The organism is Zhongshania sp., from assembly GCF_041623545.1.
Taxonomy (GTDB): Bacteria; Pseudomonadota; Gammaproteobacteria; order Pseudomonadales; family Spongiibacteraceae; genus Spongiibacter.
The window spans coordinates 1-18,854 of the sequence record NZ_JBFJWS010000015.1; the positions used below are offsets into that span (position 1 = coordinate 1).

Below are 18,854 nucleotides of genomic sequence, written 5' to 3' on the forward strand. Positions count from 1 at the left end.
CGCCAGATGCTGTAAATATGTTTTGCCCGCCCGGCAATATCCGCCTGAATATTGTCAGCTTCCAATGCGGTTTCTAACATCGCGATGGCATGTTCGATGTAATGCTGGCGATCAAGTCGCTTCTCATCGAGTAATTTGGCAATTTTTTTATAGGCTAAGGGTTGTAGGTATCGAAATGAGAGGTCTTCTAATTCCCATTTAATATGACCGATACCTAAACGGTGCGCCAATGGCGCATAGATATCCGCCACTTCTCGCGCAACTCGATAACGTTTTTCAGGCTTGTTTTTTACCGCCCTTATCGCCGAAGTTCGTTCAGCGAGTTTGATTAGCGCGACCCGCACATCGTCGACAAGCGCCACCAACATTTTTCGGATTGTTTCACTCTGCGCCTCAGACTGACCGAGGACTGGGGCATCCAACTCGGCATTCACCCGCGAGATCGCAGCCATACCAAGTACACCATCAACCAGTTTGGCAACTGGACGACCAAAATCTCGCTCTAAAGTAGATAAACTGAGTCGGCTTTCGCGCACGGCTCTAAACAAAGTTGCTGCGATCAGACTATCTTGATCCAGATGTAAATCGGCCAGTATTTCGACCATTTCTAGGGCTGTATAGAAACTACTGAGACCGTCAGGCTTGGGCGCCTGCTCTGGTGTTGGCAGAGCAGCACATTCCTCTGCTACCGCCAGCGCGCGCTGCAACTCCGCGCTATCAATCACCTGACTGTCCATTGGCAGCCGAGCGATCCAACTCACAATATCCACCCGACCATTCTCTAAGAGTGGAAAATCTTCCCTAACTTTAACCATGAAATTCCACCATTTGCAGTGCAGACACTGCGGTGCTTCGACTAATTCCCGAGGGCAGCGTCAAATACACCCGTTGATAAATACCGGTCGCCACGATCACATATAATGGCGACAATAATCGCATTTTCTAGCCGCTGACTGATCCGCAGAGCACCAGCTACTGCGCCACCCGACGATACACCGCAAAAAATACCCTCTTCAGCCGCTAAGGCACGCATCGTGTTTTCTGCCGTCACTTGATCCATGTCCATGACTTGATCAACCCGCGCAGCCTCATAAATGCTGGGCAAATACGCCGCGGGCCAACGCCGGATACCGGGAATGCTAGAGCAACCGTCCGGCTGTAGACCAATGACCTCAATTTGAGGGTTTTTCTCCTTTAAATAGCGAGACACCCCCATTATCGTACCTGTTGTCCCCATTGAGCTGACAAAATGCGTAATTCGGCCGTCAGACTGCCGCCATATCTCCGGCCCAGTACTATCATAATGCGCCTGTGGATTGTCACCATTAGAAAACTGGTCCAAAACCTTGCCTTTACCGGCAGCCTGCATCTCCAACGCTAGGTCTCTAGCGCCCTCCATCCCAGAAGCTTGCGAGACTTCAAGCAAACTCGCGCCGTAGGCCGCCATTGCAAGTTTTCGCTCGACGCTCATATGGTCAGGCATGATGAGAATCATCTTATAACCTTTGATTGCCGCCGCCATCGCTAGGGCAATCCCTGTATTGCCGCTGGTAGCTTCAATCAAAGTATCCCCGGGAGCAATGTCGCCGCGCTGTTCGGCATGCTCAATCATACTCATAGCCGGCCGGTCTTTAACTGAGCCCGCGGGGTTATTACCTTCGAGCTTTACCAAAATCGTATTGGTTGTATTGCCCGGAAGGCGCTGCAAACGCACCAGCGGCGTATTACCAATATACTGATCAATCGTTGGAAACTCTTTCATAACAGGGGTTCAAACCTCTAAACACCAATGGCTGCCGCTTTAGCAAGCCTGTCATAGCGCGCATTGCCAATAAGAGCATTGCAGCACTGATTTCTCTGCTCAATAATAGCAGCGGTCGTATTTTTCGGTCATGATAATACCACTCCAACCCCAAAAGGCTCCACCAAGCAATGCCTAGGCGCTTAGGAATCCGCAAACTAATCTTGATTATGGGCCTACTGCCCGTACTAACGCTGTCCCTAGGCCTAAGTACCTACCTGATGTATAGCCAAATTCAGGAGTTGCGCAGCATGATGACTGAGCGCGCAAAAACGTCGATTGCGCACCTAGCTATCATTGCCGAGCATATGCTGGAAGCAGATCACGGCAACTCTATGCAAGAAATTGCCACTGCTGCACTTGAGGAGCAAGCTGTCAGGGCTGTGGTAATTTATAATGCCAAGCTAGAACCCGTCGCCCAAGCGGGCCCGCGATTTAAGCTACCCACTGAGCAAATAAGTCCAGCCAATACAGAGCCGCAGCTTATTTTCCGCAAAGACGGTCTCTTTATTTTACAGCCCATATTCAGTTCCTCCACACCAAGTAACGTGCCAACAGGCTGGGCGGCGATGCAATTTAATTGGCAGCAATTAGAAATCCGCCAATATCAAACCCTTCTCATTGGTACTATCTTTTTAATCTGTGCGATTATTATTTGCATATTGTTATGTAGTTATATCAACCAGCTCTTAACACGGGACTTAAACACCCTGCGGCAAGCCGTGAGGCGTATGGTCTCTGGCCCCAAAAATTTCCACGCACACATTCCCGGTGATGACGAATTTAGTGAAATTGCGGAAGAACTAAACCTCCTCAACATTGCTCAGCAAAATGAACTTCAAGAACTTCAACGCAATATCGAACAAAGTAATACCGATTTACGAGAAACCCTCGAAACCGTTGAAGTCCAAAACATAGAACTGGACTTAGCGCGACGGGAAGCCGTCAATGCCAGCAGGATCAAGTCTGAGTTTTTAGCGAACACCAGCCATGAAATTCGCACCCCGCTCAACGGCATCATCGGCTTTAGTAATATCTTATTAAAGTCGGAATTGGAAATTCGGCAGCGCGAAGCGATCGAAACTATTAATAGTTCGGCCAACAGTCTACTCACCATTATTAATGATATTTTGGATTTTTCTAAGCTAGAAGCCGGTAAGCTCGTGCTCGATAGCGCACCGGTCAATCTCAGAGAAGTCATCGAAGACACCCTACAAATTCTCGCCCCTGGCGCCACAGACAAGGCCTTAGAGTTAATTCTCACGATTCAAGAAGGTAGCCCTGAAACAGTCCTTTCAGATGCCTTGCGCTTAAAGCAAATTTTGACCAATCTCATCAATAACGCAATCAAGTTCACCCAATCCGGGCATATTTTAGTCAATGTATTAAGTAACGCTCAAAGCGCGAACCATGCCACAGTCACCGTTCAAGTTAGCGATACCGGTATCGGCTTATCAAAAGAGCAACAAAAGAAAATATTCAAAGACTTCGGGCAAGCCGATGCGTCAATCACCCGCCAATACGGTGGCACGGGGCTAGGCTTGGTGATTGTCAAAGGCCTAATTGAACAGATGGGCGGAGAAATCGGCCTCGAAAGTGAATCCGGCCGTGGGACCACGTTCTGGTTTACGATTAACTTTCCAGTAGTCGACAATGCCATTAAATTACGTGACTTCACGACGTTAAAAAACAATACCCTTGCACTGTATGACCCAAGCTTTCTTCACGCTAACTCACTCAATATGCTACTCCAAAGCTGGGGTGTGATTGTTCGCCATTATAGTGATATTGAGCATTTGCAAACTGATGCCGACCACCTCGTAATTTGTGCAGACAATCACGACGAGGCCGCGTCACAGTTTATTGCACGCCTCGATCGATCTGCGGTCATTCTTAGCCCCTACACCCACGCCCCAGACGAAAACGACCAACACTATTATTTAAGTAAGCCTGTATCCCATATTAAATTATTCGATGCACTCAACCGAGAAACAAAGACCACATCGCGCACTAAAAATCAGACTTATCCCAATACACGCGTCCTGGCCGTCGATGACAATCCGTCCAATCTACATATTTTATCCAGCTTTTTGAATGATCTGGATGTTATTACGACAACGGCTATTGATGGCAATGACGCGTTATTGCGCTGCGCGGAACAGCGCTTTGACCTCATTTTTATGGATATTCAAATGCCTAAACTCGACGGCATTGAAACCAGCCGCCGAATTCGTGTTCAAGGATTAAACCAAGGCACACCTATTATCGCACTATCCGCTTATTTGGCGCCTGAAAACCCACTTCAGCTACGTGAAGCAGGTATAAATGATTACCTGAGTAAGCCCATTACCGAGCATCAACTCAATGAGCTTTTATCTAATTATTTAGTAGAGCCAAAAATCGATCAAGTACAGAGGCCAGTCGATATCGCCCAATGCCTAAGTCTTGCCAAGGGCCGTGCAGCACTCGCCACGGAAATGCTCGGCATGCTTTTAGAAAGCTTGGTCGACCACAAAGAAAGTCTTATCACCGCACTGCAGCATGATGATTTCGAGCGGATCGCCGAAATAAATCACGGCATCAAAGGTGCGTGCTGTTATACCGGCACGCCAACACTACATGGCAAGGTGTTGGCGCTAGAAAAAAGACTCGATAGCAATGATAAAATTGATGATCCGGTAAAGGCTGTTCTTGCCGCAATAGATGAGTTATTGCGCTGGCAGAATGAGCATGACCTGTCCGTCGTTTTCGAAAGCTAACTCAGCCTGAAGGAAGCGTAGCGGCAAATAATGCCCGGCTGCGCAGCGGCTTATCTCCCAATAAATTATGTAAAGCCAAGCGACTAAGCCCCTTCGCTGCCAGCAGCGCTTCACCGCTAAAATCACCATTGCCGAGCTGCAAAAGGATCGCCCCAGAAAAAGGTCTAGCACCGACTGATTCATCGGCGAGCACCAAACCTTCATCCGCGAAAAAAAAGTAATATTTGTCAGGGCGTATTGCCTGGCCAGATCGGTTGCAGTGAGAAAAATTAAGCCCATAACCCAATTGTTCTAACAAGCCAAACTCAAACAGCCGCAAGCTTTCCTCTAGCCCAGCTCCGCTAACTAAACGACTTAAACATTGGGTGTATAGGACAAAAATATCAGGATGGGGGTCATTGGCATGCAGCAGGCGTTCGAGCAACTCATTAATATACAAGCCACAGAACAAGGCCTTACCCTGTAAACTATAGCGCGCTTGCTCTTGCACATCTAATAGCGTTTTTAACTCGCTACGCCCCTGCCAAGTCACTGAGACCAAATTAAAGGCCTGCAGTGCAGCCCGCCACGACTGTCTCGATTTTCCGCTGCCACGAAGACCTTTAGCTACACAGGTAAAGCGACCATAATTTGGACTAAAAAAATTTACAAGGGCACTGGTATCGCGATACGGACGAATATGTAAAACAAAACACGCTTCGCCATCAACACGATACATAGCTTATTTCAAATTAATATCGGTGTAGCCCAAGCTGCGTAATGCGCGCTCGTCGTCCGACCAACCGGATTTCACCTTCACCCAGAGGCGCAGCATAACTTTATTGTCAAAAGCCCGTTCCATGTCTTTGCGGGCCTCGGTGCCAATTTGGCGAAGGCGGCTGCCGCCTTCACCGATAATTATTTTTTTCTGACCGTCGCGCTCAACCAAAATAAGCGCGCTGATCTCTAATAAGCGCGGTGATTCGCTAAATTCTTCTATTTCTACGGTCATCGAGTAGGGAATTTCCTCCCCCAATTGCCGCATTATTTTTTCCCTGACTAGTTCCGCGGCCAAAAACCGCTCACTGCGATTGGTTATTTGATCTTCAGGGTACATATGCGGGTTTTCAGGCAGGAAGCGTGCAATGACCGCTTCTAACGCTTCGCGGTTGTGGCCCTGCAAAGCCGACACGGGAACGACATCAGCAAATTTGTATTTGCTCTGTAATTCCGTAATAAGTGGCAGTAATTGGCCCTTATCGTCCAAACGGTCGACCTTGTTAATAACAAGTACAACGGGACTGCGGGCGTTCTCGAGAATTCTTAAAACCATATCGTCGTCATCGGTCCACCGATCGCGATCGACCAAGAATAGAATCAAATCAACATCTTTAATCGCCGCACTGGCCGTCTTATTCATGTAGCGATTTAGCGCTTTCTCTTCTTTGAGATGCATGCCCGGCGTATCAACATAAATCGCCTGCACCTCACCCTCGGTCTTTATGCCCAAGACCTGATGGCGCGTAGTCTGAGGTTTCCGAGAGGTAATACTGAGTTTTTGCCCGAGTATATGATTTAGCAACGTCGATTTGCCGACATTAGGCCGACCAATAATGGCCACAAAGCCGCAGCGCTGTTGGCCAATCTGTGTATCTTCTCCACTCGAGCTCATTCTATTTCCTTTAATGCCAACAACACCTTTTCGGCGGCAGCTTGTTCAGCTTTGCGACGACTACTGCCGGAAGCAGAGACAGACGACTTTAGTAAACTAATCGAGCAAGACACAATAAAGGTCTGCTGATGATCAGCACCAGCGGTTTCAACCAACTGATAATCGGGTAAAGGCTGTTTACGCCCCTGTAAAAATTCTTGTAGTCGCGTTTTCGGGTCTTTATGACTGGATTCAAGGTTTAAGGATGTCAATCTCGGCGCAAACCAAGCTAACACCCGCTCTCGACATACATCAAAGCCAGATTCCAAATATATCGCGCCAATGAGGGCCTCTACGGCATCTGCCAAGGTCGAGGCGCGACGCTGACCGCCGCTGTTCTTCTCACCGGCACCAAGACGCAGGAAACGGCCCAATTCAAACTCCACCGCTACTGCCGCCAGAGTTTTACCACTAACGAGTAGGGAGCGAATTCGGCTCAAATCGCCCTCATCCACATCCGGAAACCGAAGGTATAGGGCTTCCGCAATGATCATATTGAGTAGCGAGTCCCCTAAAAACTCAACGCGCTCATTGTTGACGGCGCTAAAACTGCGATGGGTCATTGCCATCGTCAGTAACTCGCGATCCTTAAAACTATAGCCAATTTTCTGGCAAACTTCGTCCAAGCTATGCAAACTCAAATCCGGGGCACGAGAAACTGCGCGTCGCTAAAGTGCACTACAGCATCAACATTAAACATGATCGGCACTCGTTTCTCGTACGCCGCATCAATGATAATGCCTTTTTTATCAAGACTGATTTTGATGTCTTTCAAATTAACCGATTCGACCCTGTTCGTAATGAAGCGGTTAGCCAGCTCTTTTCTAATAGAACCGGGCGTGGGGTCATTACTGCGCGTCTCTTCGGTTATATCAGTAATGATGCGGCTTAGAGTCCAATAATCGAGATAAATTGGCGCCAAGCGTACGGCTAAGGTAGCAAAAAACAAAACCACCCCCAATAGGCACAGGGCGGCCAGCATACTCATGCCTTGCTGCTTTGATTTCATGACATTTTCCTTTATTAGCGGATGCGACCAACACGACTAAAACTCGGCAAATCGCCAAATGATTGCCAGTGCATCCAAATAGCAAAGGCCTGACCAACAATATTCTGTTCTGGTACCTGCCCCCAAACTCGGCTATCACTGCTATTGTCGCGATTATCACCCATCATAAAATAATGGCCAGGCTTAACCGTGGTAACAAAATCACCGCGATAAATTCGCTTATCATGGTGTACCAAATGGTCAACATTGCCCAATTGTTCTTTAATAACCTGGGTCACCGCTTGCAGCGGAGGCACTTCGGCCAGTAAAGTTTGTTGTACTAGTTCATCATTAATATAGAGCTGTTTGTTAATATAGCGAATTTCATCGCCGGGTAAACCGATTACCCGTTTGATAAAGTAGCGTTTGTCATTTGGCGGGAAAAATACCATTACGTCCCCGCGCTTAGGCTCCCCGACTTCAAGAATTTTGGTACCCACCACCGGTAAACGCAAACCGTAGTTAAATTTGTTTACCAGAATATAGTCCCCAACCTCCAAGCTCGGCACCATTGACGCCGAAGGAATTTGAAAGGGTTCAATCACAAAGGAACGCAGTACCAAAACCACCAGCAATACGGGGAAAAATGACCGCGCATTTTCCGCAATCGGTAGCGCGCCAGCAAACTCCCGTTTTAATGAATCTTGATCTTGCTTAATAAAATAAGTGAAGTAGACCGCAACATTGCCGGCGCTGACATAGGCTAAGCGGGCTTTTTCAAAAACAAAGCGATCGAGGCCGCCAATAATGCCCGCAATAATGGTCAGCACGACCAATGCCAGAGCAAAATCACCGTCCTTAATCAAAACCACACTGGCAATCCAGCCAAACCAGCCAAACAGGACAAGGCGATAACTCCACTCAAGCCAAGCCGGAACGGCCTGTTGGCGCAGGCTCGCAGCATCGCTAGCAGTGCGCTTTTCTGAGCACCACTGCAGGGTTTGCTGCATCTGGCGACGGCCTTTAACTTCTTGAATTAACCATACGACAAGCGAAAGCGCCGCAACCGAGATCAGAATCAAATTTACCATGCGGCTATTATCCTTTAACCATCAATATTGAGCACGGCCAAAAACGCCGATTGGGGAATTTCGACATTACCCACCTGCTTCATACGTTTTTTACCTGCTTTTTGCTTTTCTAACAGCTTGCGCTTACGAGACACATCGCCACCATAGCACTTCGCCGTCACGTTTTTACGCAGCGCTTTCACCGTTTGTCGCGCAATGACCTGCCCACCTATTGCCGCCTGAATGGCGACATCGAACATCTGCCTTGGTATCAATTCCTGCATTTTTTCGACCAAGGCACGGCCACGGCTCTGAGCAATATCGCGGTGTACGATCATCGCCAGCGCATCAACGCGATCACCATTAATCAATACATCGAGCTTCACCAGATTAGCGGCTTCAAATCGCTCAAAGCTGTAATCCAGTGACGCAAAGCCACGGCTTACCGATTTTAAACGGTCAAAAAAGTCTAAGACAACTTCACTCATCGGGATTTCCCAATTTAGTGATACCTGCTGCCCCAAAAACTGCATGTCTTTTTGAACACCGCGCTTCGACGCACACAGGCTAATTACATTACCTAGGTGTTCCTGCGGCACGAGAATATTTACACGGGCAATCGGCTCTCTGGTTTCCTCTAGCTCACCGGGATCCGGCATCGACGATGGATTGTCGACCATCACAATCTGACCGTTTTTCTTCAGTACTTCATAAATAACAGTCGGAGCGGTGGTAATCAGGTCTAGATCGTATTCTCGCTCTAAACGCTCCTGAATGATCTCCATGTGCAGCGTGCCAAGGAAACCACAACGGAAGCCAAAGCCCAGCGCATCTGAACTTTCTGGTTCATAAAACAGAGAGGCATCATTCAAGGTTAATTTACTAAGCGCATCGCGGAAATCTTCATAGTCTTCCGTCGACACTGTAAATAGACCAGCGTAAACCTGTGGTTTTACCTTTTTAAAACCCGGTAAAGCAGGTACATTCGGCGTAGAGGCATGGGTAAAGGTATCCCCCACCGGCGCGCCGAGAATATCTTTAATGCCGGCGATAATAAATCCAACCTCACCGGCTTTCAGAATGCCTGTAGACGTCTGTTTAGGCGTAAATATCCCAACGACATCAACAATTTGCGGTTTTCCCAAGGTTTTGCTGATGATTTTATCGCCGCGCTTTAAAGTTCCATTTTTCACTCTTACGAGAGAGACAACCCCTTGGTAATTATCAAACCAGGAGTCGATTATCAGTGCTTGCAGCGGCGCCTCAGTGTCACCGACCGGTGGCGGTATCTTGGCAACCAAATGCTCTAGCGCTTCGTGAATTCCCATACCCGACTTTGCGGATACCGGTATTGCCTCGGAAGCGTCAACGCCGATGATTTCTTCGATCTCATGCTTTACTTTATCTGGGTCGGCCTGCGGCAAATCCATTTTATTGAGAATTGGCAATACTTCTAGGCCTTGCTCTATCGCGGTATAGCAGTTGGCCACCGATTGGGCTTCCACCCCTTGCGCGGCATCAACCACCAGCAAAGCACCTTCACAGGCCGCCAAAGAGCGCGAAACCTCATAGGAGAAGTCGACATGCCCAGGGGTATCAATGAAATTAAGCTGATAGGTTTTGCCATCGTCAGCGAGGTAATTCAGCGTCACTGACTGGGCTTTTATCGTAATGCCCCGCTCTCGTTCAATATCCATTGAGTCGAGTACTTGGGCGGACATTTCACGCTCGGTTAAACCACCACAGGTTTGTATAAAACGATCCGCTAAGGTCGATTTACCATGGTCAATGTGGGCGATAATAGAGAAATTACGAATCAAATCGAGACTAGACACGCTCGCTTTATACCTCAGGGCAACAAAAAATGATGGAAATTCAGGGGCGCGATTGTAGCGCAAAGCCGGGGGTCTAAGCTATGAATAGACTCAAACTGAGTGGGGGGAATTGAATACCGAGACAGCTTGAGCTCCCGACGAGGCGGTTTTCATCAAAATTATCGGTTGATATGCCGGATTATTGCGATTCCATTGCGCATGAACCCGCAACACGCCTAAACCACCGAAAAAGCCAAACAAAGCCCCAGTAGCTGCCGCCACATCACCATCAAAAAAATAACTCACGCCAGTCATTGCGATCAGCATTGTCGCTAAAGGCAGTAAATACACTAATAGCGCACCACCGACTAAAGCACGCTCTGGAATGCCAATATCAACTTGATCGTCGAGCTGAAAATCGTCGGGGGATTGATTTTGCAGCATCACCCTTAACTGATTGCGCCGCCCGGCAAAAGCCTTATTCATCAGCCCCTGACCACAGCCTTTTTGAGCGGAACAACTGTTGCAAGTACTGCGCTGAATGGTTTCAACCCACAGCGCATCGGCATCGATACCCACCACCCGGCCGCTTTCAGTAATCACGGAGCAGCCCAGCTTAAGGATTTGGCAACCTGCTTAGCAGTCAACATCGGAACTTCACCCACGACGGTAGCAAAACTCTCATGCTCCGGAAAAGCAACGGTATAACTCACCGACGCCCCGCGCCGCATACCACCCTCTACAATGGCGGGCGAACCATCTTCGGTCTTTATTAAGGGCTCAACAAAGACCGACATTACCGCTAGACCATCTGTATAAGTCATACCGGCTTCATCGTTATTCGCAGGTTGCGCCAAGGTAAAGCCCGCCGGTATCCACATCGGGCGCCAAGTTCGTAGCGATGGACGGACAGGCGTACCATCAGACCTCATATTTCTGTGCTGAACCTCTTTGGCGTCTTCCACCACGGGCTCATCTGCAGGAATGTTCAAGTCCAGCATCACATATTGAAACCGCTCAAGGACCTTGGACTGCTGATTTACGATATCTGAGCGTAAAAGCAAGCCCGTTTCTTTATCCAGCGACAACTTATAACCAAGGCGATATACGTCCCTAGGTCGAATCATTAAGGTTATGGCATCTCGGCCAGCAACTCGAGCGGCACCTTTTACATCAATATCGTAGTAGCGATAAAACCCTTGCTCCTCTTCACCCCCAAGCAGCCGTATTAGTTGGGGGCCTGGGTGGACACAATTGATATCGTGACCGTGGTAGACCAAGTCTTGATGACTGCCGTCTAGCGACTCAAGGGACTCAAACTCTTTGCCATCACGAACGGTGTGGGTAATGCGATAACTGCTAAGCTGATCACCCACTTGATAGCTGACAATTGCACGGTAATTCAGCTCGCGATGACTGTGAGTCATCTTGTTTAGCAAATCACTACCGACTTCAGCATTGACTTCCTGGCCTTCGACTTCAGACTCTATACTCAGCGCGTAGCCACTGCCAAACATTAAACTCATCGCAACAACTGCAAGCCGCAATCTCACGCTATTTAGACTCCTGAGACACAACACGCGCATAAGACACCATACCCTGACCATTATTGAAGGCCGCTCGGTCGGTATGCTTGCGCAAATACGCCTCGAAACGCTTCCGCGCCTCGGCATCGTCATTTAACAATGGGCCGGCGGGTGAACCCTGGGCCTGCGCGCTAACAGCAACACCGCCCACTGCAGCACTGGCTTGAGCCGGATAAACGCGGCCACTCATGCCGTTATTATCGGCGAGCGTTGGCGATGAATCGCCAAACATATTCCCGCCCAGCGAACCCACCACCACGACTGCGGCAACGCTGGCTGCAACGGCTAGACCAGAAATCACTTGTTTCCAACCCGTCGTGCCGCCCACTTCATGGTCATTGGCAATTTCCGCCATCACCCGAGATGAAATATCCAAGCCAGCGAAGCGCTGCTCACCGCCCTTCATAAGGTCTTGAGCCCGATGTAACTCAGCCCACTCGCGACGAACCACCTCCTGATCCGCACTCAGTATGCGTCGCAATTCAAGCTCGTTGGTTTCGCCATCCATCAGCGCTGACAATGACTCTCTAACGATATCGCTCATATTTCCACCTCTTCGCCGCCAACCTGGGCTTTAATTCGCATATCCACTGCCTCACGGGCACGAAAAATTCGCGACCGAACCGTACCCACCGGGCAGTCCATGACCGATGCAATATCTTCATAACTCAAACCATCAAACTCACGCAAACTCAACGCCGAGCGTAAATCCTCAGGTAATGCCTTGATCGCATCTTGTACGACCTTTTTAAGTTCTTCACCAAACAGGTGATTCTCTGGCGTCTCGATATCCTTAAGGGCTGAGGGACCATCAAAATACTCTGCATCCGCCGCGTCAACATCCACCCCAGGTGGACGGCGATTACGGGCAACCAGATAGTTTTTTGCCGTGTTAATGGCGATCCGGTACAACCATGTGTAAAAAGCGCTGTCTCCACGAAACTTCGGCAGTGCGCGGTACGCCTTCACAAAGGCTTCTTGGGCGACATCCTGTATTTCGTCGTTATCCTTCACATAGCGTGAAATCAAACCAAAAATTTTGTGTTGGTACTTGAGTACAAGAAGGTCAAATGCGCGCTTATCGCCTTTTTGTACTCGCTCAACCAACTGCTGATCCGTTTCTTTAGGCTGGGCCATATTCGCTCACCGTCAGCCCTTCGGCAGCATCTGTTGAATAGACCGTAGTGGTCAAAAGAAGTTCTGTCATCTTATTCCTTTTTGGCAGTTAAGCCTTTTTTATGCGACCTAGCTGCAGGCATATATTGGTAAGGCGGCGGTGTATCAGTATACTTTGCGCGAATTCACATCCAGAGCGGCATAATATAGCTGCGCCGTGGCAGGAGCAAATACCAGGCATGAACCATTACCATTCACACGATGTCTTGGTCGTAGGCAGCGGCGCCGCGGGCCTTACCCTGGCCTTACATCTTGCCGCCAGCGCGCGCATTGCAGTCATCTGCAAAGGCGAACTCAACGCTGGCTCTACCTATTGGGCGCAAGGTGGAATTGCCGCGGTACTACACGACGGCGACACCGTTGAAGCCCACGTCAACGACACCCTCATCGCCGGCGCGCAACTCTGTCACGAAGACAGCGTGCGCTTTACCGTTCAAAACAGTAGCGACAGTATAAAGTGGCTACTGTCGCAGGGGGTTCAGTTCAGCCGATTTGAACAACACAGCGACACCTTCCACCTTACCCGCGAAGGTGGCCACAGCCAACGTCGCATCATTCACGCGGCCGACGCGACCGGCCGCGCCGTTTCAGAAACCCTAACCCAGCGCGCCCTTGAAAACCCCAATATAGAGATATTCACTGGGCATGTCGCCGTCGACTTAGTGGTGCGTAACAACCGCTGCCATGGCGCTTACGTGCTTAATAGAGACAGCGGCCACGTTGGATTGTTCCACGCCAAAGTCGTCGTTTTAGCCACCGGCGGCGCAAACAAAGCTTATTTGTACACCAGCAACCCCGACGGCGCGAGTGGTGACGGCATTGCCATGGCTTGGCGCGCCGGCTGCCGAGTTGCCAATATGGAGTTCAACCAGTTTCACCCAACCTGTCTTTATCACCCCAAAGCAAAATCCTTTTTAATTACCGAAGCCATACGCGGTGAAGGCGGAAAACTGCTGTCAGCCACAGGTGAACGCTTTATGTTCCGCTATGACGAGCGCGGCGAACTTGCTCCCCGCGATGTCGTCGCGAGAGCCATTGACCATGAAATGAAGCGCTTAGGCAGCGACTGTGTATACCTCGACATTAGCCATAAATCGTCGGAGTTTTTGCTCGAACATTTCCCGACCATTAAAGCCCGCTGCCTAGAACTGGGCATTGATATTGGTCGCGAACCTATTCCAGTCGTGCCCGCCGCCCATTACACCTGTGGTGGTGTCATGGTAGACCAAAGCGGCCGCACCGATATTCCCGCCCTCTACGCCATCGGTGAAACCTCCTTTACCGGCCTCCATGGCGCCAACCGATTGGCCAGCAACTCCTTGCTCGAATGCTTTGTGTACGGCACTGCGGCGGCCACGGATATTCAGGGTCTACTCGATGGTTTGCCAGAGCCGGAAATAGCGCCGCCGTGGGACGAGTCCCAAGTTACCGACTCCGATGAAGACGTCGTAATTTCTCACAATTGGGATGAACTACGGCGTTTCATGTGGGACTACGTCGGGATTGTGCGTACCAATAAGCGCCTACAGCGGGCGCTAAACCGCGCAGCACTACTTCAGCAGGAAATTGACGAATACTACTCAAACTATAAAGTGAGCAATGATTTACTCGAACTGCGCAACCTTGCGGTGGTCGCCGAACTCATCATTCGCTCAGCCATGGAGCGCAAAGAAAGCCGCGGCTTGCACTTCACCCTAGATTACCCAGAGACATTGGAGGTCGCCGAAGACACCATTCTTATTCCCGGCAACTATCGAAAATCAAACCACTGACGCTGCGGTAAGCGTGCGAAACCGGCAACTACCCGCAAGCGGCGAAAGCTCTGCGGGTCTAGCTGGTCAGGCAAAACAACGACATTTAACGCCTTCCCGCCAAAACAACGAAATTGAAGAACCACCATATAGTGAAGTATTGTCACGGCGCGCCACTCCACCGCCTCAAAATCCCGCACACCTGCCCGCAACACCTGCCAGCAATTGTCGACAAATTTAAGTTCAGACACCGCGCGAGGGTCACTAAAACTTATATAGCGCCGCCAATAATAGACTGCACAACAAATCAGTCCACTTCCGCCAATTATTGCCAATGAGCTGGGCAAAACCGCAAATATAACCCACCCAGCCAAGCCGTGAGTCAGCAATAAATAGCCAGCCAAGTAGCCGGAAACCCGAAGCTTAAGATGAAGAGGCTTTGGCGTACGCATTGATCATACGGACAATTTTAATAAGCTCTGGGTCCTCAGGTTCAACGCGACCAAGAAACCAGCTGAACAATTCGGTGTCTTCACATTCTAGGAGTTTGATAAAGCGCTGCTGATCCGCTTCATCCAAGTCACGAAAGCGCTTTTGAACAAAGGGCTCCATAACCAGGTCTAATTCCAGCATGCCACGACGGCAGGCCCAGCAAATTCGCTTGAACTCATTTTCCGAAACCATTATTTTCCACTTCGTCACTGCGCGCTTGAGCTAACTGCGCGCAAAACGCGTATTATAGCGCCAATCTGCGGCCAGCACACCGCAGCACGCGACAGCAAAATAGCATTGAGACATTATGAACGAATTTTGGCACCACCTCAGCGAACTATACCCAGACAGCGAAACCCGCGACGGCCGCTACTGGTCCAGAGATACCCAAGTCCGCGTCGACCCAGACAAACTTCAACTGAGCCCACTCAGCCAGTACGGCTTTCTCGCGATTGAAGGGCCGGATTGCAGTAAATTTTTGCAGGGCCAAACCACCTGCGACTGGCGGGAAATCAGCACCGAGCAGGCTTCACTAGGAAGCTACTGCAATATTAAAGGCCGCATGGTCATTAGCTTCATTGCAGGAATGGCCACCGCAGAGACCGCAGTGCTGCGTCTAAGTGCTGATACCGTGGCAAGTGGCCGCGATACCCTAGGTAAATATATTGTATTTTCCAAGGCAAAAATCCGCAGCGCCAGTGACGAGCGCGTCGCCATTGGGCTTAGTGGTAAATTGGCCCGCCAAAACTTAGCTGCAGTGTTTGACAAACTTCCCACCCACGCCCTAGGCCAGACCAGCTGCGACAAAGGCATGATTATCCAACTCGATGAGGCCGGCGAACGTTTTGAATATTGGGGCTTATGCGAGCAAGCCATTGCTGTTTGGCAGCAACTCAGCCCCAAGGCCCAAGTCTGTGCTGCTGACTATTGGGAGACCCTTAACATCGCCGCGGGCATTGGCGAAGTCTGCGCCAGCACCCAAGATATGTTTATTCCGCAAATGCTAAATTACCAAGTTATAGGTGGCGTGAGCTTCAGCAAAGGCTGCTATACAGGCCAGGAAGTGGTTGCACGCATGCAATATCGCGGCAAGCTCAAGCGCCGCTTATATAAGGCAAGTATTGCCACAAGCGACGCCCATTACCCCGCCGGCACAGAGCTGTTTAGCGGCGACAATAGTCAAAGCATTGGTAATTTAGTCAGCATGGTTGGGCCAAACCTATTAGCAGTTTTAACAGAGGAAGCCGTCGCCGCGAAGCAATTGCATTTTGCCGACAGCACCGCAGTAATCACGGTGAATGAACTGCCCTACCTCATACCGAGTAAAGAATAAAACTCAGACCCGCTTTAAGGCCATTTTGGTGCCGACGTTCATGAGCGGCACCAAAATGCGGTCATAGCACGCCGGAAATAGGCGCTGTATTTTGTCTAAAAACCAAGCGTCGCTGCCGATCAAAACTCGCCGGCTAGATTTCTGCAAACCACGGATTATTTTATTCGCGGCCTGCTTTGGGCTGGTCGCCGCGATACTATTAAACAGCGCTGCGGTTTTTTCTACATCGGCAGCATTACCGGTTATGGAATGTAAATGGCGCCCGTTATTCGCAATATTGGTCTGAATTCCCCCCGGGTGAACCGTAACAACTTTTACCGAGGTTTCCCGCAAATCTTGTCGCAGGGACTCTGAATACCCTCTCACCGCGAACTTTGCCGCGTTATAAGCAGACTGCGAAGGCACCGAAAGCAAACCAAACAGCGACGAAATATTTACAATACAAGCCTCTGGGCGGCGCAATAATTCAGGTAAAAATGCCTCTACACCATTAATAACGCCCCAATAATTTATATTGAACAACCACTCCATTTGCTCCCGTGGTTGATCAGCCGCATGGCAGCTTAGGGCCACACCGGCATTATTGATGACGCCATCCACCTCGCCAAAATGGCTTTTTACCTCCGACGCCCACGCTTGCATAGCGGACTGGTCACTCACGTCAACACGAGAGAGCAATAGTAATTCTGCAGCGCCATATTCCCGTAAACTCTGCAAATTAGTATTGTCTATATCTGATGCAGCGACACGTGCACCACTCGCAAGCAAACCCTCGACTAAAGCCCTGCCAATCCCCGACGCGGCACCACTGACTGCAATGACTTTATTGTTTAAATTTTTCAAGAGATCCCCTTAACTCTGTGCGGCCAGTTCTATTTCTGACTCAGCGCCAATATTATTAGTATTTCCAACTTCCACAAACTCGTACTCAGCGCTGACAAAATGCCGCGTACGCAAACGGTACTGCCAAGAGAAACTGGGCCACAATGTCGTGTTTTTACCATCGGCGGTTAAGTACCAACTATTGCAACCCGAGGTCCAAGTGGTACCTTTAAAACGTCGCTGCACGCCTTCGTTGAATGCTTCCTGCACCTCAGGCCGTACATCCATGTACTCATTCGGATTGGCCCGTAAAGTACGCAAATACTGTAAAATATAATGAATTTGCGATTCAATATAGAAAATTACTGAGGTATTCCCCGGCCCAGTATTTGGCCCCATGATATAAAGCAAGTTGGGATAGCCAGACACCGTCATGCCCTTATAAGCCTCCGACCCAGCCGCCCAATCATCATTCAGGTTTCGCCCAGCCAAGCCCCGCACCGGCATCGGCGCGCCCGACACAGGCACTTTAAAGCCAGTAGCCAGTACCACAGCATCCACTTCTAAACGCTGGCCGTCGCCACTGTAAATGGCTGTCTCATCCATACGGCTAACGCCTGAACTCAGTAAATCCACATTATTCCGTGTTAGCGCCGGATAGTAATTATCGGACAGCAACACTCGTTTACACCCCATAGCGTACTGCGGGGTAAGCTGCTCTCTCAGCTCGGGATCAGCAATGACTTTTTGAAGATAGCGGCGGCCCATCGCCTCACCAAAGCGGGTGAGCAAACTGTCCCACATAAACGCGGGCACAACACTTTCAGCCAATAGATACTGTAGGCTGCGAATCATTTTTTGTATAAATGGCCAACGTCGCAGCCGCGCCTGACGAACTGGACTTTGCGCCCGATCAAACTTCGGCATGACCCACGGCGGCGTGCGCTGAAACAAGGCGAGGGATTCAACTTCTGGTTGAATTGCCGGCACGACTTGAATGGCACTCGCGCCCGTACCTATCACTGCTACTCGTTTGCCCTTCAGAGAATAGTCTTGATCCCACTCAGCGGTATGCATGATTTTACCAGCAAACTTTTCAATACCCTCAATCTTTGGGTACTGGGGAATATTCAGCGCACCAATCGCCAACACAACTGCACGCGCCTGTGCTTGCTGACCACCCGCAAATTTAATTGTCCACAAGCCCTTCTCTTCACTAAATTCCAAGGCAGTCACTGCGACATTAAATTTAAGATGCTGGGCTAGCTGATATTTTTTAGAACAGTGCTGCAAATAGCGATGAATCTCCCCCTGCGGCCCATAACTCCGCCCCCAATCTGGATTAGGCTCAAAGGAAAAGGAATACAAATGGGAAGGCACATCACAGGCAGCGCCCGGATAGATATTGTCCCGCCATACACCACCAACGTCGGCGGCCTGCTCATAGATTACAAAATCATGAACACCTTGTTGCTGTAGCCTTATCGCTAAACCGATACCGCCAAACCCGGCACCAATAATGGCAACTCCGTGCACCACGGTAGCATCGTTATTATTAGACATCGTGCTTTC

19 protein-coding genes are annotated in these 18,854 nt (G+C 49.7%); 3 read left to right on the forward strand and 16 right to left on the reverse strand.

The genetic code is table 11. From position 1 onward, the window contains the following. Together ABYT30_RS03770 and cysM are read right to left on the reverse strand one after the other, a co-directional pair. Positions 1–815 (reverse strand): HD domain-containing protein (locus tag ABYT30_RS03770; RefSeq protein ID WP_373095252.1); only part of this gene is annotated, 815 nt, incomplete at its 3' end. A 41-nt stretch (positions 816–856) separates the two neighbouring features. Then, entirely contained in the window at positions 857–1,762 is a 906-nt protein-coding gene (cysM, locus tag ABYT30_RS03775) for a cysteine synthase CysM (RefSeq protein ID WP_373081095.1), read from the reverse strand. Positions 1,763–1,932: 170 nt separating this feature from the next. On the opposite strand from cysM, the gene ABYT30_RS03780 reads away from it, so the two are divergent. After that, positions 1,933–4,560, forward strand: coding sequence for an ATP-binding protein (locus tag ABYT30_RS03780; RefSeq protein ID WP_373095255.1), 2,628 nt, complete (start codon positions 1,933–1,935; stop codon positions 4,558–4,560). A gap of 1 nt (position 4,561) precedes the next feature. Here the strand turns inward: ABYT30_RS03780 and recO are convergent, their stop codons facing one another. The 10 genes from recO to rpoE form a co-directional block, all read right to left on the reverse strand. Then, positions 4,562–5,278, reverse strand: a complete 717-nt coding sequence (recO, locus tag ABYT30_RS03785; protein WP_373081091.1) for a DNA repair protein RecO — start codon at positions 5,276–5,278, stop codon at positions 4,562–4,564. A gap of 3 nt (positions 5,279–5,281) precedes the next feature. Continuing rightward, positions 5,282–6,211: a GTPase Era gene (era, locus tag ABYT30_RS03790; RefSeq protein WP_373081089.1), complete on the reverse strand. Its 930-nt coding sequence runs from the start codon at positions 6,209–6,211 to the stop codon at positions 5,282–5,284. Continuing rightward, the gene (gene rnc, locus ABYT30_RS03795; RefSeq protein ID WP_373081087.1) at positions 6,208–6,885 is read right to left on the reverse strand and encodes a ribonuclease III; all 678 of its coding nucleotides are present in this window, start codon (positions 6,883–6,885) and stop codon (positions 6,208–6,210) included. The genes era and rnc overlap by 4 nt, the downstream gene beginning before the upstream one ends. Before the next feature lie 2 nt (positions 6,886–6,887). Further along, positions 6,888–7,259 (reverse strand): DUF4845 domain-containing protein, encoded by a 372-nt coding sequence (locus tag ABYT30_RS03800; protein WP_373095258.1) that lies wholly within the window; start codon positions 7,257–7,259, stop codon positions 6,888–6,890. Positions 7,260–7,273: 14 nt separating this feature from the next. Next, positions 7,274–8,329, reverse strand: a complete 1,056-nt coding sequence (lepB, locus tag ABYT30_RS03805; RefSeq protein ID WP_373081083.1) for a signal peptidase I — start codon at positions 8,327–8,329, stop codon at positions 7,274–7,276. Between the two features lie 14 nt (positions 8,330–8,343). Further along, positions 8,344–10,143, reverse strand: coding sequence for a translation elongation factor 4 (gene lepA, locus ABYT30_RS03810; protein ID WP_373081081.1), 1,800 nt, complete (start codon positions 10,141–10,143; stop codon positions 8,344–8,346). Between the two features lie 90 nt (positions 10,144–10,233). Next, positions 10,234–10,725 (reverse strand): SoxR reducing system RseC family protein, encoded by a 492-nt coding sequence (locus ABYT30_RS03815; RefSeq protein WP_373081080.1) that lies wholly within the window; start codon positions 10,723–10,725, stop codon positions 10,234–10,236. After that, positions 10,722–11,675 (reverse strand): MucB/RseB C-terminal domain-containing protein, encoded by a 954-nt coding sequence (locus ABYT30_RS03820; RefSeq protein ID WP_373081078.1) that lies wholly within the window; start codon positions 11,673–11,675, stop codon positions 10,722–10,724. The genes ABYT30_RS03815 and ABYT30_RS03820 overlap by 4 nt, the downstream gene beginning before the upstream one ends. A 1-nt stretch (position 11,676) precedes the next feature. Further along, positions 11,677–12,252, reverse strand: a complete 576-nt coding sequence (locus ABYT30_RS03825) for a sigma-E factor negative regulatory protein (protein ID WP_373095261.1) — start codon at positions 12,250–12,252, stop codon at positions 11,677–11,679. Continuing rightward, positions 12,249–12,845 carry an RNA polymerase sigma factor RpoE gene (gene rpoE / locus ABYT30_RS03830; protein WP_373081074.1) on the reverse strand — a complete coding sequence of 199 codons (597 nt, stop codon included), beginning with the start codon at positions 12,843–12,845 and terminating at the stop codon, positions 12,249–12,251. Before rpoE ends, ABYT30_RS03825 begins: the two co-directional genes overlap by 4 nt. Before the next feature lie 218 nt (positions 12,846–13,063). Between rpoE and nadB the strand changes: the two genes are divergently transcribed. Next, positions 13,064–14,656 (forward strand): L-aspartate oxidase, encoded by a 1,593-nt coding sequence (gene nadB, locus ABYT30_RS03835; protein ID WP_373081072.1) that lies wholly within the window; start codon positions 13,064–13,066, stop codon positions 14,654–14,656. Here nadB and ABYT30_RS03840 read toward each other — a convergent pair. After that, positions 14,635–15,087: a protein YgfX gene (locus tag ABYT30_RS03840; protein ID WP_373081070.1), complete on the reverse strand. Its 453-nt coding sequence runs from the start codon at positions 15,085–15,087 to the stop codon at positions 14,635–14,637. The genes nadB and ABYT30_RS03840 overlap by 22 nt on opposite strands. Next, positions 15,059–15,319, reverse strand: a complete 261-nt coding sequence (locus ABYT30_RS03845; protein WP_373081068.1) for a succinate dehydrogenase assembly factor 2 — start codon at positions 15,317–15,319, stop codon at positions 15,059–15,061. Before ABYT30_RS03845 ends, ABYT30_RS03840 begins: the two co-directional genes overlap by 29 nt. A 115-nt stretch (positions 15,320–15,434) precedes the next feature. Between ABYT30_RS03845 and ABYT30_RS03850 the strand changes: the two genes are divergently transcribed. Continuing rightward, entirely contained in the window at positions 15,435–16,460 is a 1,026-nt protein-coding gene (locus ABYT30_RS03850; protein ID WP_373095263.1) for a folate-binding protein YgfZ, read from the forward strand. Positions 16,461–16,463: 3 nt separating this feature from the next. Here ABYT30_RS03850 and ABYT30_RS03855 read toward each other — a convergent pair whose 3' ends face one another. Together ABYT30_RS03855 and ABYT30_RS03860 are read right to left on the reverse strand one after the other, a co-directional pair. Next, complete coding sequence (locus ABYT30_RS03855) at positions 16,464–17,303, reverse strand: SDR family NAD(P)-dependent oxidoreductase (RefSeq protein ID WP_373081065.1); 840 nt, start codon at positions 17,301–17,303, stop codon at positions 16,464–16,466. A 9-nt stretch (positions 17,304–17,312) separates the two neighbouring features. After that, positions 17,313–18,845 carry a flavin-containing monooxygenase gene (locus ABYT30_RS03860; protein ID WP_373081063.1) on the reverse strand — a complete coding sequence of 511 codons (1,533 nt, stop codon included), beginning with the start codon at positions 18,843–18,845 and terminating at the stop codon, positions 17,313–17,315. Positions 18,846–18,854 lie beyond the last annotated feature (9 nt).